This window comes from Spirillospora sp. NPDC047279 (assembly GCF_040643285.1).
GTDB lineage: Bacteria > Actinomycetota > Actinomycetes > Streptosporangiales > Streptosporangiaceae > Spirillospora.
This window is the reverse complement of record NZ_JBEYUA010000012.1, coordinates 281025-295018: the sequence shown is the minus strand read 5'-3', so window position 1 is coordinate 295018 and position 13994 is coordinate 281025. Positions and strand designations below refer to the sequence as shown.

The window sequence follows — 13994 nt, the reverse complement described above, 5'->3', positions numbered from 1 at the left end:
GGTGGGCGCCGGCGACCCGGGGCGCGCCCGGCTCACCCGGCACCCACCGGCCTTCACCGGCGGCCCGTCAGCGCACGGCCCGTCATGCCACTGCCCGTCATGCCGCTGCCCGTCATGCCGCTGCCCGTCATTCCGCTGCCCGTCATTCCGCCGCCCGTCATTCCGCCGCCCGTCATTCCGCCGCCCGGCCCCGGCCCGTACGCCAGAAGCCGGGGATGAGCACCGCCCCGACCACCAGATGCAGCAGCGCGAGGGTGACCTTCGTGCCGCCGGTCGCCTCCACCTGGATCACCGGCAGGAACGAGAGCAGCAGGACCACGACGGCCACGACGGTCCACACGATCCGCGCCCGGGCCGGCGCGAAGCGCTCCAGGACCTCCAGGAGGATCCAGCCCAGGAGCGACGGGACGGCCGAGAAGAACACGAACGCCCCGGCCGCGAGCTCCATCTCCTCCTTGCCCGGCTGCTGGACGACGAGGTCGTCCTGCCCGAAGGCCAGGGCGGCGATCGCCCAGACCACCAGCGTGGCGAGCACCGCCGCCACCATCACGATCGCCCGGGCGCGCAACCGCGCTCCGGTGCCGAGGCCCTGCACCTGCTCTGTCGCCGCCGCCATCGCCCACGCTCCTTGAGCTCGAACATAGTTGAGTACCTCAACCTTTGAGGAGCATAAGGGAAATACTTGAGGTCCTCAACATTCGACCGTGCCAACGGCTTGCATAGGATCGGGGACATGGACGCCACGCCCGACGACCGCGCCGCACTCAGCCGCGAGCTCCTGGAGCTCGTCTTCCAGGTCACCATGCGGCTGCGCGAGGACCTCATGGGCGTCTCCGCGGACCTCGACGTGCCGCCCATGCAGGCACAGGCGCTCCTCTCGGTCAACGGGACCGCGCGCATGCGGGACCTGGCCGAGACCCTGTCCTGCGACGCGTCGAACGTCACGGGCATCGTGGACGGGCTGGAGCAGCGCGGCCTGGTCACGCGGCGGCCCGACCCCGCCGACCGGCGGGTCAAGCACCTCGTGCTGACCGCCGAGGGCGAACGCAGGCGGGCCGCCCTCGTGGCGCGCAACGCCCGCATCGCCGACGAGGTCTTCGACCTCCCCGAAGCCGACCGCCTGGCCCTGCGCGACCTGCTCAAGACGGTGCTGGGCGACGGCGAGGGCGCCCGCCGCGGCTCCTGCTGACCTCGGCGTGGCGTGTGCTGGGCCCGGCGCGACTCGTGCTGAGCCCGGCCCGGCCCGAGGTGTGCGCGGCCCGCGCGTGCCGGCCGGCCGGCATGATCAGGAGACGCGCAGGCCTTCGGGGGTGGCGGTGACGCGGGTCAGGTCCGGGATGACCAGGTCGGCGCCCGCGAGGTCGCCGGGCCGGTGGCTGGTGGTCACGGCGATGACCGTGGCGCCCGCGGCCCTGCCCGCCGCCACGCCCGCCGGGGCGTCCTCCACCACGACGCAGCCGGCGGGCGGCACGCCCAGCTTGCGGGCGGCGAGCAGGTAACCCTCCGGGTCGGGCTTGCCGTGGGTCACCTCGTCCGCGGTGATCACGACCTCGGGCAGCGGCACCCCGGCGATCCGGGTGCGCGCCTCGAACTGCCCCCGGTCCATGGACGTCACGATCGCCCACGGCAGGCCGTTCATGGTGGTCAGCAGGTCGACGACGCCGGGCAGCGCGACGACGCCGCCCTCCCCGAGCAGCTCGGCCTCCAGGCCGTCCAGCCGTTCGGTGGCGGCGCGCACCTCCCCCGGCGGCAGGAACTCGGCGATCCGGTCGCTGGTCCGGCGGCCGTGCGAGCCCTCGAGGTACTCCACCGGGTCGATGCCGTATTCGGCCGCCCAGTGATGGGCGGCCCGCTCGATCAGCGGCGTGGAGTCGATGAGCGTGCCGTCGGTGTCGAACAGCACCGCCGCGCAGGGGAAGCCGGTCATCGCGCCCAGGTGGCGGCGGCGGTGGCGTGCGCGGCCTTGCCCTTGAGGGCGCGCACCGCCTCGGCCGGGTCGTCGGCGCCGTAGACGGCGTTGCCCGCCACGAACACGTCGGCGCCCGCGTCGGCGCACCGTTCGATGGTCTCGGCGCTGACGCCGCCGTCCACCTGCAGCCACACCGGCAGGTCGCGGTCCTTGATCATGGCCCGGGCGCGGCGCACCTTGGGCAGCACGACGTCGAGGAACCTCTGCCCGCCGAAGCCAGGCTCGACGGTCATCAGCAGCAACATGTCGATCTCGCCGAGGATGTCGGCGCACGGCTCGACCGGGGTGGCCGGGTTGACCGCCAGCCCGGCCCGGGCGCCGGCCGACCTGATGGCCCGCAGCGTGCGCACCGGCGCCTTGGCGGCCTCGGCGTGGATGGTGACGCTGCCGGCGCCGGCCTCGGCGTACTGCGGGGCCCAGCGGTCCGGGTCCTCGATCATGAGGTGGCAGTCGAGCGGCAGCGCGCTGTGCTTGAGCAGCGCCTCCACCACCGGCAGGCCGAGCGTCAGGTTGGGCACGAAGTGGTTGTCCATCACGTCGACGTGCACCCAGTCGGCGGCGTCGGAGATGAGCGCGACGTCGTCGGCGAGCCGGGCGAAGTCGGCGGACAGGATGCTGGGTGAGATCTGCGGAGCCATGATGCGGTCGAGTCTATTGGCGCACCCGCGGCCGCTCCTCACCCGCCCGGGTGAGGGCGGGGGTGGAACGCGCGGCCAGGCCCAGCCGGACGAACGTCTCGGGCGCCCCGGCCGCGACCCACAGGCCGAGCAGCGCCTGGACGACGAAGCCGGGCACCGGGTGGGTCGCGCCGAAGAAGAGACCGACCCCGTAGATCACCAGCACGCCGAGCGCCCCGGCCGGAACGCGCGCCAGCCGCCGCCAGAGGTCTCCCCCGGTCTCGAACCAGCCGCGGTGGGCGGTCCACGACAGGCCTGCCAGGATGCCGCACAGGCCGCCGGCCGCGGTGGCCCCGTCGTACTGGGTCACCGGCTTCGGGCTGCCGCCCGCGTCCATGATCGCGGTCGCCCAGGCGTCCGGCCACCGCCAGCCGTCCAGCGATCGCACCGCCGTCCAGGACGCCGCCAGGCACAGCAGCGACACGGCCACGCTGAGCGCCAGCTGAAGGCCGATCGGCTGCCGCGTCCACAGCGGCGTGACGACCGGGCCCAGCCACAACACCAGCGCCACGAGCACGGCGCCGACCGCCCAGCCCGCCGCGACCTGCCCGATCGAGTGCATGCCGAGGTAGACGCGCGAGACGCCGATCAGGACGACCATCGCCGCGCAGCCCGCCCACACCAGCAGCCGGCCGGACCGGAAGCCGAGGAAGCCGTAGAGCGCCGACGCGTTCTGCGCGTGCCCGGACGGCATTCCGAACGAGTTCCGCGACTCGTACCCGGTGATAGAGGAATCGGTCCAGAACGGACGGGGCGCGTGGAAGAGCAGCTTGAGCACGGTGTTGACCACCGAGCCCAGCGACATCAGCACGGCCAGCCGCGCGCCCAGCCGGGTGTCCACGCACCAGAAGACGATCACCAGCAGCGGCAGGAAGAACGCCGCGCTGCCGATGAACGACATCAGTTGCATGAAGCCGGTGAGCACGAAGATCCCCCACAGTCCCGCGTCGTCGGATCTTCGAGGCTACCCAGGCTTCGGCGGATTATGAGGCCGCGACGCGGGCCTTCTCCTCGGCCAGGTCGAAGTCTCCCGGCGGCCATTCCAGGCCAAGCCCCTCAAAGGCCTCGATGAGGAGCATCATCACGGCGTAGTCGCGGTACCACTTGCGGTCGGACGGGATCACGTGCCACGGCGCGGCCTCGGTGTTGCACTTGGTGAGCACCGCGTTGTAAGCCTCCGCGTACTCCGGCCACACCAGGCGCTCGTCGACGTCCGACGGGTTGTACTTCCAGTGCTTGGTCGGATCGTCGAGCCGCGCCATGAGGCGTTCGCGCTGCGTCTCCGGCGAGATGTGCAGGAAACACTTCACGACCGTGCAGCCGTCGTCGGCCAGCCGTTCCTCGAACCGGTTGATGGTCCCGTAGCGGCGCGCCCACACCGTGCGCGGCACGAGCTCGCGCACCCGCGCGATCAGCACGTCCTCGTAGTGGGAGCGGTCGAAGACCCCGAGGTGCCCGGGGCTCGGCAGGGCCTGCCTGATCCGCCAGAGGAAGTCGTGCTTCAGCTCCTCCTTGGTGGGCGTCTTGAACGACCTGATCTGGCAGCCGTAGGGATTGACCGCGCCGACGACGTGCTTGACCGTGCCGCCCTTGCCCGAGGTGTCCATGCCTTGGAGCACGAGCAGCACCCGCCGGTGGTCGCCGGCCGCCTGGGCCGCGGCGAACAGCCGTTCCTGGAGGTCGGCGAGCCGCTCCCCGAAGCCGGGCATGGCCAGGCGGGTCTCGGCCTTGTTGCCGATGGCGCCGGGCGTAGCCGAGCTGTCGAACGCGGTCACGTCGACCGGGCCCGGCGGGCAGCGCAGCAGCTCGCTGAACGGCGCGTGCCGCCGCCCCGGTCCCGCCGGCTTCCCACCGGGCGCCTCGGCGGCGCCCTTTCCGCTCTTCGCGGGCTTGCCCTTCGCTGACTTGCCCTTCTTGGTGGAACCCATCCCCCAGTGATCACCCGGGCCGGGGGCGGCGAAACGTCAGGCGCGGCGCAGCAGGGCCAGGAACATCGCGTCGGTGCCGTGCCGGTGCGGCCAGAACTGCGCGTAGGGGCCGTCGCCGACGCCGGTCAGGCCCGGGGCCACCGCGGCGAGCGCGGCCGGCGCGTCCAGCCGTTCGACGCCGTCCCGGCCGCGCAGCACGTCGTCGACGACCACGCGGGTCTCGGCCAGGTGCGGCGAGCACGTCACGTACGCGACGACGCCGCCCGGGCGGACGGACTCCAGCGCGCCCTCCAGCAGCCGCCGCTGCAACGGCCCGAGGTCGGCCACCGACCCGGGCCCGCGCCGCCACCGCGCCTCCGGGCGGCGGCGCAGCGCGCCCAGCCCGGTGCACGGGACGTCGAGGAGGACCCGGTCGAACGAGCCGGGCCGCCACGCGGGCACGGTGCCGTCGGCGACGATCACACCGGCCCGGTCGTCCACCGAGCGGCCGACCAGGGCGGCCCGGTGCGGCTGGACGTCGGACGCGAGCAGGCGGGCGCCGCGTTCGGTGGCGACGGCGGACAGCAGCCCGGCCTTGCCGCCCGGGCCGGCGCACAGGTCGGCCCAGCGGGCGTCCGGCCCGGTCAGCGGCGCCTCGGCCAGGGCGAGCGCGACGAGCTGGCTGGCCTCGTCCTGGACGGCGGCCCGCCCGTCCCGGACGGCGGCCACGGCGGCCGGGTCGCCCTCGGACAGCAGCGCGGCGTAGGGCGAGTAGGGGGCGGGCTCGGCACCCGCCTCGTACAGCTCCTCCAGCGTGGCGCGGCCGGGGCGCGCGACGAGCGTCACCCGCGGCCGGTCGTTGTCGGCGGCCAGCAGCGCGTCGATCTCGCCGCCGTCCGGGCCGAGCGCGTCGCGCAGCGCCGAGACGATCCAGCGCGGATGGCTGAACGCGATCGACAGCCGTTCGGTCGCGTTGCCGCCCTCGGGCGCGACGATCGTGAGCCAGCCGTCCAGGTCGCGGGTCGCCACCTTGCGCAGCACCGCGTTGGCGAACTTGGCCTGGCCCGGCCCCGACACCGTGCGGGCCAGCTCCACGGCGGTGGCGACGGCGGCGTGCGGCGGAATGCGGGTGGCGAGCAGCTGGTGCGCGCCGAGCCGCAGGACGTCGAGCAGCGGCGCGTCGATGCGGCGCAGCTCGCGGTCGCTGCACAGCGCGAGGATGGCGTCGTAGGTGCCGCGGCCGCGCAGCGTGCCGTAGGTCAGCTCGGTCGCCAGGGCGGCGTCGCGGCCGCTCAGGCCGCGTTCGCGCAGCCGCGTCGGCAGGAGCAGGTTGGCGTACGCGTCGCGGGTCTCCACGGCCCGGATGACGTCGAACGCGGTGCGCCGGACGAGATCCTCGGGGCGGCCGGTACGGCGGGGCGCCCCCGGCCTGCGGTTCCGGTCGCGGTCACCCCGTCGGTTTCGGGTGGGCGGCATCAGCTGAAGCGATCCTCGTCGGTGAGCGGGTGGCCGCGGGTCCAGTCCACGGCGTTCATACGGCGCTTGCCGGGCGGCTGGACCTCGCCGAGCGCGACCGGGTGGGTGCCGGTGCCCACGAGGACCTCCTTCTTGCCCGCCCGCAGTTCGCCGGGCGCCAGGGGTCCTCCCCGTTCGACCGCGAGTGACACATCCCGGGGCGCCAGGGCGACCGGGCCGAGCTTGACGCGCTCGCCGTGCAGCGTCGTCCAGGCGCCCGGCGCGGGCGTGCAGGCCCGGATGAGCCGGTCGACGCGCATCGCGGGCGCGGTCCAGTCGACCCGGGCGTCGTCGGGCGTGAGCTTGGCGGCCGTCGAGACTCCCTCGTCGGGCTGCGGCCGGGCCTCCAGGACGCCCGCCTCGATGCCGTTCATGGTGTCGAGCAGCAGCCTGGCGCCCGCGACCGCCAGCCGGCCGAGCAGGTCGCCGGTGGTGTCGGCGGGCAGGATCGGCTCGGTGAGGACGCCGTAGATCGGGCCGGTGTCGAGGCCCTCCTCGATCTGGAACGTGGCCGCGCCGGTGACGTCGTCGCCGTGCAGGATCGCGTGCTGCACGGGCGCCGCCCCGCGCCAGGCGGGCAGCAGCGAGAAGTGCAGGTTGACCCAGCCGTGCCGCGGGATCGCCAGGGCCTTGGGCCGCAGCAGCGCCCCGTAGGCGACGACCGGGCAGCAGTCCGGCGCGATCTCCCTCAGCCGCTCCAGGAAGGCCGGGTCGCTCGCCTTGGCGGGCTTGAGCACCTCGACCCCGGCCGCCTCGGCGGTCTCCGCGACCGGGCTGGCCACCAGCTTGCGGCCGCGTCCCGACCGCCCGTCGGGCCGGGTGACCACCGCGGCGACCTCGTGGCCCGACGCCAGCAGCGCCTCCAGCGAGGGGACGGCGGTCTCGGGCGTACCTGCGAAGACCAGACGCACGTCAGAGGGCCTTCCCGAAGGTGCGGTGCGGGGAGTCCTTGACGACCGGGGCGGGCTCGCCGAACCACTCGGCCTCGCGGATGGCCTTCATCGCGGCCTTGCGCTGCTCGGGGTCCATCCGGTCGATGAAGATGATCCCGTCCAGATGGTCGGTCTCGTGCTGGACGCACCGGGCCAGCAGGTCGGTGCCCTCCAGCGTGATGGGCTCACCGTGCATGTTGAAGCCCTGGGCCACCGCCCGGTAGGCGCGCGGCGTGGGGAAGCTCAGCCCGGGCAGGGACAGGCAGCCCTCCTCGCCGTCCTGCTGCTCCTCCGACAGGTCGAGCGTGGGGTTGACCACATGCCCGAGCCGGTCGTCGACGTAGTAGGTGAACACCCGCAGGCCCACGCCGAGCTGCGGCGCCGCCAGCCCCGCGCCGGGCGCGTCGATCATCGTGTCGGTGAGGTCCTTGACGAGCTGGCGCAGCTCCTTGTCGAAGTCGGTGACCGGGTCGGCCGGGGTGCGGAGCACAGGGTCGCCGAAGAGGCGGATGGGCTTGACGGCCAACGGGCACTCCGTTTCCTGCAAGTGGGCTCGAGGCGAGGGTGGACGAATACCTGCTCCGCCCAGTCTACGGAGACTTCAGCCACGTCCAGGACCCGAGCGCGCCTTGTAGGCGGCCTTGCGGGCCGCCTTGGCGACCGTCCGGTCGGGCACGTGGGCGCCCAGCGCGTCCAGCACGTCGGCGGTGGCCGGGTGCTCGCACTGCCACATCTCGTCGATCATGCCGCCCAGCTCGACCCCGGCCGGCGCGTCGGCCAGCGCGGCCTCCACCGCCTCCGCGGGCTCGGCGGTCTCCAGCATGCCGGCGACGGTGTCGACGAACATCCAGACGAACTCGCCGCGCTCCAGCTCGATCGGCGTGCCGGTCTTCTGGTTGAGCCAGAGCGCCGCGTACGGGCGGACGAGCGGATGGCCGCCGGCCTCCTCGATCAGCGGCGCGACCTCCGGGCCCAGCCGGTGCAGGACGGCGGCGGCGAGGTTGCGGGCGCCGGGCCCGCCGGTCCGCATGACCTGGAGTAGCTCGGCGGCGGCGGCCTCGGGCTCCCGCCCGGCCAGCCAGCCCGCGATCTCCTCGTCGGCGGTGTCCTGGCGGTGCCAGACCAGCCCGGCCACCAGGTCGCCCGCCGTGGAGGCGGCCAGGTCGCCCACCACCGGCGCCACGAAGCCGTCGGCGACGAGCAGCTCGCGCACGCCCCAGACGCCGAGCGGGGTGAGCGCGTATTCTCCGCCGGTCTCGGCCAGGGCGCCCCAGTGCACGAGGTCGTCGAGCTCCAGCCGCAGCGCCGCGCGGGCGGCGTCTGCCACGGCGCGCCGGTCGGACAGCTCGTACGCCTCGCCGATGTGGTCGACGAGGACGTCGGCCAGGTCGGCGGCCGGGGTCGCGTCCTCCTGCTCGTACAGGTGGATCAGGACGCCGGTCAGCTCGTTCTGCACCAGCTCGATCGCGTCGAGGCCGTCGTCGCCCTCGTGCTCGGGCACCGCGACCGCGTCGAACAGCCGCAGCCACGCGCTGAGCGCCGTCTCGTCGTCGGCCTCGCGCAGGTCGTCCAGCGAGGGGCCGGCGACGGCCGTCCCGCCCTTGGCGGCGAGCATCTCGGCCTCGACCGCGGCCCACCAGAGCCGGTCGAGCTCGGGCAGGTCGGACTGGTCCTCGACCTCCAGGTCCTCGGCCCGCCGCGGGGTCTCCAGTCCCAGCGCCTCGGCGGCGGCGAGGGCGTCGGCTCCGGGCAGGTCGCCGAACTCGGTGACGGCGCGGCCGTCCGCCCACTCGGCCAGGCCGCGGACCTGGGCGGTCAGCGCGGACGCGCGGGCGGCGGCGGCCAGCTCGGCCTCGGGCGCCAGCCGTACGGGCGGCACGACGAGCTCCTCGGCCTGCCGCAGGTAGTCCTCGGTGCGGGCGTACCGCTCCTCCTCGGGCAGGTCCTCGAACTCCCGCAACCAGCGGTCGACCTCGTCCTGGTCGTCGAGGGAGACGCCGTCGGCGGCCATCATGGCGCTGATCACCTCGGCGGCGGCCTGCCGCTCGGTGGTGTCGGCCTCGGTGACGATCGTGGTGAACTCGGGCGCGAGGCGGTCGAGCTCGGCCCGCAGCTCGGCGGCCCGGGCGTCGGAGACCTCGCCGGTCTCGCCGAGGAACGCCGCCAGCGCGTGCGCGGTCGCCAGGATCGCGGGCACCTCGTCGGCGCCGGCGACGACCTCGGCGGGAAAGATCTTGAGCAGCAGGTCGCTCAGCCGCTCGGGGGTGAGCTCGGGCGGCCCGCCCAGGCCGAGCTCGTCCCTCGCGAGGTCCAGGAGCAGCAGCGCACCCTGTACGTCGACGGCGTCGTCACGCCCGTCCGCCCATCGCCGCAGATCGTCGGCGAGGGTCTCCACCCAGTTGTCGGCCACGCGGAAACCTTAGTGCTCAGAGCAGCTCCAGGGGGTCGATCTGGACGCGGACGTACTCCTCGGCCTTGCGCGCGCTGCGCACGCCCTGCGCCTCCTTGAGCGCCTTCGCCAGAGCGGGCCCGGCCGCACGCCGGACGCGGATCAGCGCCCGTTCCCGCTCGGGCGCGTCGCCTTCCAGCGTGGCGGGCGCGGACGCGGCGGACGCGGGCGCCGACACCGGGCCCAGGACCTCGGCGCCGTCGGGCAGCCTGGCGTCCGACAGCAGCCCGCGGATCGCCGCCGGCGAGGCCGTCAGCGAGGCCATCCGGACGGCGGGCGGGAACCCGGCCTCGCGGCGTTCCTCCAGCTCGCGCTCGGCGAAGGTGACCGGGTCCCAGCGGACGAGCGCCTGCACGGCGGGCAGCGAGCCGTCCGCCGCCACGACGACCGGGCCGCCGGGCCGGACGAGGGCGGCCGCGTTCATCCAGCGGCGCAGCGTCTCCTCGCCCGCGCGCAGGTCGGCGCGGCCCAGCAGCGCCCAGCCGTCCAGCAGGAGCGCCGCGGTGTAGCCGTCCTCGGCCATCGGCTCGGCGCCCGGGGTGGCCACCACCAGGGCTCGCTGCGGTCCGATCCGGTCGAGGACGGCGCCGCGGCCCGACGTCCGCACCGCGACGCCGGGGAACGCCCGGCCCAGCTCCTCGGCGGTGCGCTTGGCGCCGACGACGATCGCGCGGATGTGGATGTGGCCGCACTCGGGGCAGCGCCAGTCTCCGGCGATGCGCCCGCACCAGCGGCAGTAGGGCGTGGCGTGCGAGGACTGGAGGGCGAGCGGCCCCTGGCAGGCGGTGCAGCGCGCCTGCGTGCGGCAGCGCCCGCAGGCGAGCGCGGGCAGGTAGCCGCGGCGCGGCACCTGGACGAGCACGGGCCCGTCCTCGAGGGCGCGCCGCGCGGCCTGGAACGCCATGTTCGGCAGGCGGGCGGTGCGGGCGGCGGCGTCCTTGGGCAGTTCGGCGTCCTCGCCGACCGGCCCGACGCGCGGCATGAGCTCCCGGATCCGGACGCGGTCGGCGGCCAGCGCGTGGGCCCAGCCCGACTCGACCAGCTGCGTCCCCTCGGTCGTCCGGGTGAACCCGCCGATCAGCGCCGCGGCGCCGGTGCGGTGCGCCCGCAGCGCCAGGACCTCGCGGGGATGCGGGTACGGGGCGTGCGGGTCGGGGTGCACGTCGTCGCCGTCGTCCCACAGCACGACCAGGCCCAGATCGTGGACGGGCGCGAACATCGCGGCGCGGGTGCCGACCACGGCGCGGGCCGAGCCGCGCAGGATCGCCAGCCACCGCCGGTAGCGCTCGGACGGCTTCAGGTCGGCGGTGAGCGCGACGTGCCGCCCCTCCCCCAGCTCGGCCGTGAGCGCCTCGTCGACCCGGGCGACGTCGCGCCAGTCGGCGACCACGATCAGGGCGCCGCGGCCGGCCGCCAGCGCGACGGCGGCGGCGCGGGCCAGCGCGGCGGCCCACTCCGGGCCCGGCAGTGCGGTCCAGACGGCGCGCGGCGCCCGCCCGCCGGCGAGCGCGGTCAGGAAGGAGGGGCCGTTGGGGTAGCCGGCCCAGGCGCCGGGCCCGTCCGGAGCCTCGGTGCCGGAGTGTTCGCCGGGCGGTTCGGCCTCGACCCGGGCCTGCCGGGGCGGGATCGCCAGGCGCAGCACGTCGAAGAGGGACCCGGCGTAGCGGTCGGCGACCTCGCGGGCCAGCGCGGCGATCTCCGGTGCCAGCACCGGCTCCGGCGAGACCACACGGTCCAGGAAACTGAGCCGCCCCTCGTGGTCGCTCTCCGCGACGCGTTCGAGAAGGAAGCCGTCCACCAGCTGGCCGGCGAACCGCACGCGGACCCGGCAGCCGGGCACAGCCTGCTCGTCCAGCTCGGTCTGCACGAGGTAGTCGAAAGGGCGGTCCAGATGCGGGAGGGCCACGTCCACCGCGATCCTCGCCACCGGGAGGTTGTCGGCGGGCCGCCGCGCACCCTTCTTGGCCGTCCTGCGGGCCGCGGCCCCCTTGGCGCCCGGCTTGGCGGCGGTCTTGGCTCCGTTCCCGCCGCCGTTCCCGCCGTTCCCGCCGTTCTTGCCGGCGGGCTTGCGCGGGGGCTTCGCGGCGGGCTCGGGAACGATGTCGTCCAGCCCCGGGATGAGCTCCGCCTCGCCGCCTTCGTTCGTCACGTCCCCGTCCTACCAGATGAGGGGCGCCCGGCCGCCGGACGGCTCGGCCGGGCCGGCCGGGTCGCCGGTTTGAACTACCACCCGGTTGACGGGATCATTGCCCGATGCCCTCGGGTCCCCTTATGTCCTTCAAGAACGCGGCCTTCAAGAACGCGGCCTTCAGCAACACGGCCTTCAGCAGCACCCCGGTCGCGTGACCACCGCCGAGACCCCGGAACGGGTGGCGGGCCGGGCCGCCGACGCGCCGCCGCGCCGGGTGTCCCCGCCGCCGTCCGCCGCGCGGCGGGCGCGGGACTGGCTCGACCCCCGCAAGCCGGTGATGGCGGCCACGCTCACGGCGGGGATCCTGCACCTGGTGTGGGGGTTCTACCTGGCCAACAACGGCGGCGACCTCGCCGCCCAGGCCGCCTGGACGACGTTCGCGCGGCAGCATCCCGAGGCCTCCTACAACCTGGCCTGGTACGGCGGCATGCACCCGGCCTCCTACAGCGTGCTGTCCCCGTACCTCATGGGCTGGTTCGGCATCCGCACGGTCGCTGCGGTCACCGGCACGTTGTCGGCGACGCTGGTCGGCCTGCTGCTGGTGAAGTTCCGGGCGCCGATGGCGACGACCGCGGCGGTCTGGGCCGGTTTCGCCATCTCGTGCAACTCCGCGTCCGGCCGGGTGACCTTCGGCCTGGGCCTGCTGTTCGCGCTGTGGGCGGTGTTCCCGGCGTTCTCGCCGCGCGGCACCCCGGCGATCAGGGCCGGCGGCATGTTGCTGCTCGGCGTGCTCGCGACGCTGGCCAGCCCGGTGGCCGGCCTGTTCGTGCTGGTGCTGGCGGCGGCGCTGTTCCTGACCGGCCGGCGCCGGGCCGGGATCATGCTGGCGCTGGGCCCGCCGCTGGTCGTGGCGGCGACATCGGCGCTGTTCCCGTTCTACGGCAAGCAGCCGATCTCCACGACGGCCATCGTGCTGCCCACGCTCGCCAGCGTGGTCGCGGTGACGCTGTGCGCGCCGCGGTCGTGGACGGTCGTGCGCGTCGGCGCGGGCGTCTACCTGATCGGGATCCTGCTCACCTGGGCCATCCCCTCGCCGATCGGCAGCAACGTCGAACGGCTCGCGCTGATGTTCGGCGGGATGTTCCTGATCATCGCCGTGGCCCGCACCACCGGCCGGTTCCGGCTGGCGGTGCTCTGCCTGGCGTTCATGGTCACCTCGGTCTGGCAGGTGGTCAAGCCGGTCGACGACCTGATCCACACCCGCCCGGCGGGCGCGACCGCGCGGCACTCCAAAGCCCTGATCGCCGAGCTGCGCCGGCTCGGCGCCGACCGCGGCCGGATCGAGGTCGTCCCGCTGCGCTCGCACTGGGAGGCGTACGGCCTGAGCAAGGACTTCACCCTCGCCCGCGGCTGGAACCGCCAGGTCGACGCCCACCGCAACGCGCTCTTCTACGACAGGACGCTCGGCGCCGGGACCTACCGCGACTGGCTGCGCACCTGGGCGGTGCGCTACGTCGTGCTGCCCGAACGCGAGGTCGACTGGGCCGCGCGCGACGAGGCGGCCCTCGTCCGCGGCGGCCAGCCGTACCTCAGCGAGGTCTGGCGCGACCGGCACTGGCGCGTCTACCAGGTCGCCGACCCCACGCCGCTGGCCGACGCGCCCGCCGCCGTGGAGCGCATCGACCCCGACCGGCTGGTCGTGCGGATGCCCGCCAAGGGCTCGGTGCTCCTGCGCATCGCGTGGTCGCCCTGGCTGAGCGTGCGCGGGCCCGGGGACGGCTGCGTGGCGCGCGCGGGCGACTTCGTCCGGCTGGACGCGCCCGGCCCCGGCCGCTACTCCATCGGCGCCCGCTACGAGCTCCCCCGCGGCACCCCCTGCTCGACCGGCTGATCCGGTGGTCACGCCGTGGCGAGTGACCCCCGGCGGCCTCCGCGCGGTCGTGCGGGGACGGCACGCGGTCTTCCCTTCCGCCGACCCGCAGGACGATGTGCGGCGCTGGCGCGGCTACGACGGCGTGCACGTCTTCATGTCGGGGCCGGACAGGGTCACCGCCATGCGCCTGGCCGGGCCCGAGGAGGCGCGCCGCGTCCAGCCCGAGCTCCGCCGCCTGGTGGCCGACTTCCGCCGCCGGGCCCGCGCCCTGGTCTCCGGGGACGACGAGGGCTGGGCCGCCTTCCCGCACGGCCCGCACATCCGCTTCGAGCACCCCGGCACCGGTGTGGTCGTCGAGGCCCACGAGGAGCGCCCCGACGACCTCGACGCGTTCTTCCTGCTGGAGTTCGCCGAGACGGCGGGCGGCTATCCGGCCGTGACCGCCGCCTGCGTCCACGGCTTCCACGACATGCTCCACCTGCTGCGGACGGGCGGCTTCCTGGACTGAGACGCGCGAAGGCCCCGGGGAGCGGCTCCCCGG

At 74.9% G+C, this 13994-nt stretch carries 13 protein-coding genes; 3 read left to right on the top strand and 10 right to left on the bottom strand.

Annotated elements, in window-relative coordinates; translation table 11 throughout:
* Window positions 1-172 precede the first annotated feature (172 nt).
* Window positions 173-616, bottom strand: a complete 444-nt coding sequence (locus ABZ810_RS29935; protein ID WP_358409018.1) for a DUF6069 family protein — start codon at window positions 614-616, stop codon at window positions 173-175.
* A gap of 117 nt (window positions 617-733) precedes the next feature.
* Between ABZ810_RS29935 and ABZ810_RS29930 the strand changes: the two genes are divergently transcribed.
* Complete coding sequence (locus ABZ810_RS29930) at window positions 734-1189, top strand: MarR family transcriptional regulator (RefSeq protein ID WP_358409016.1); 456 nt, start codon at window positions 734-736, stop codon at window positions 1187-1189.
* 96 nt (window positions 1190-1285) lie between these two features.
* Here the strand turns inward: ABZ810_RS29930 and ABZ810_RS29925 are convergent, their stop codons facing one another.
* From ABZ810_RS29925 to ABZ810_RS29885, 9 genes are all read right to left on the bottom strand, one after another.
* Window positions 1286-1927 carry an HAD-IA family hydrolase gene (locus tag ABZ810_RS29925; RefSeq protein ID WP_358409015.1) on the bottom strand — a complete coding sequence of 214 codons (642 nt, stop codon included), beginning with the start codon at window positions 1925-1927 and terminating at the stop codon, window positions 1286-1288.
* Window positions 1924-2607, bottom strand: coding sequence for a ribulose-phosphate 3-epimerase (gene rpe, locus ABZ810_RS29920; RefSeq protein WP_358409013.1), 684 nt, complete (start codon window positions 2605-2607; stop codon window positions 1924-1926). Before rpe ends, ABZ810_RS29925 begins: the two co-directional genes overlap by 4 nt.
* Window positions 2608-2620: 13 nt before the next feature.
* Complete coding sequence (locus ABZ810_RS29915; protein WP_358409012.1) at window positions 2621-3571, bottom strand: phosphatase PAP2 family protein; 951 nt, start codon at window positions 3569-3571, stop codon at window positions 2621-2623.
* 58 nt (window positions 3572-3629) lie between these two features.
* Window positions 3630-4574, bottom strand: a complete 945-nt coding sequence (locus ABZ810_RS29910; RefSeq protein ID WP_358409010.1) for a PPK2 family polyphosphate kinase — start codon at window positions 4572-4574, stop codon at window positions 3630-3632.
* A gap of 36 nt (window positions 4575-4610) precedes the next feature.
* On the bottom strand, window positions 4611-6029 hold the full coding sequence (locus ABZ810_RS29905; protein ID WP_358409008.1) for a transcription antitermination factor NusB: 1419 nt from the start codon (window positions 6027-6029) through the stop codon (window positions 4611-4613).
* Complete coding sequence (gene fmt, locus ABZ810_RS29900; protein WP_358409007.1) at window positions 6029-6979, bottom strand: methionyl-tRNA formyltransferase; 951 nt, start codon at window positions 6977-6979, stop codon at window positions 6029-6031. Before fmt ends, ABZ810_RS29905 begins: the two co-directional genes overlap by 1 nt.
* 1 nt (window position 6980) lies before the next feature.
* A complete protein-coding gene (gene def / locus ABZ810_RS29895; protein WP_358409005.1) occupies window positions 6981-7526 on the bottom strand; it encodes a peptide deformylase in 546 nt (181 codons plus the stop codon).
* A 75-nt stretch (window positions 7527-7601) separates the two neighbouring features.
* A complete protein-coding gene (locus tag ABZ810_RS29890; protein WP_358409004.1) occupies window positions 7602-9410 on the bottom strand; it encodes a hypothetical protein in 1809 nt (602 codons plus the stop codon).
* A 16-nt stretch (window positions 9411-9426) separates the two neighbouring features.
* Window positions 9427-11598, bottom strand: a complete 2172-nt coding sequence (locus ABZ810_RS29885) for a primosomal protein N' (protein ID WP_358409003.1) — start codon at window positions 11596-11598, stop codon at window positions 9427-9429.
* A 193-nt stretch (window positions 11599-11791) separates the two neighbouring features.
* Between ABZ810_RS29885 and ABZ810_RS29880 the strand changes: the two genes are divergently transcribed.
* Both ABZ810_RS29880 and ABZ810_RS29875 read left to right on the top strand, forming a co-directional pair.
* Window positions 11792-13471 (top strand): MFS transporter, encoded by a 1680-nt coding sequence (locus tag ABZ810_RS29880; RefSeq protein WP_358409002.1) that lies wholly within the window; start codon window positions 11792-11794, stop codon window positions 13469-13471.
* 22 nt (window positions 13472-13493) lie between these two features.
* Window positions 13494-13961 (top strand): hypothetical protein, encoded by a 468-nt coding sequence (locus tag ABZ810_RS29875; RefSeq protein ID WP_358409000.1) that lies wholly within the window; start codon window positions 13494-13496, stop codon window positions 13959-13961.
* The last annotated feature ends 33 nt before the right edge of the window (window positions 13962-13994 follow it).

What these genes read in the sequence shown, in the direction of transcription:
- ABZ810_RS29935 (WP_358409018.1), bottom strand. Translation starts at nt 616, where the DNA reads ATGGCGGCGGCGACAGAGCAGGTGCAGGGCCTCGGCACCGGAGCGCGG.
- ABZ810_RS29930 (WP_358409016.1), top strand. Translation starts at nt 734, where the DNA reads ATGGACGCCACGCCCGACGACCGCGCCGCACTCAGCCGCGAGCTCCTG.
- ABZ810_RS29925 (WP_358409015.1), bottom strand. Translation starts at nt 1,927, where the DNA reads ATGACCGGCTTCCCCTGCGCGGCGGTGCTGTTCGACACCGACGGCACG.
- rpe (WP_358409013.1), bottom strand. Translation starts at nt 2,607, where the DNA reads ATGGCTCCGCAGATCTCACCCAGCATCCTGTCCGCCGACTTCGCCCGG.
- ABZ810_RS29910 (WP_358409010.1), bottom strand. Translation starts at nt 4,574, where the DNA reads ATGGGTTCCACCAAGAAGGGCAAGTCAGCGAAGGGCAAGCCCGCGAAG.
- ABZ810_RS29905 (WP_358409008.1), bottom strand. Translation starts at nt 6,029, where the DNA reads ATGCCGCCCACCCGAAACCGACGGGGTGACCGCGACCGGAACCGCAGG.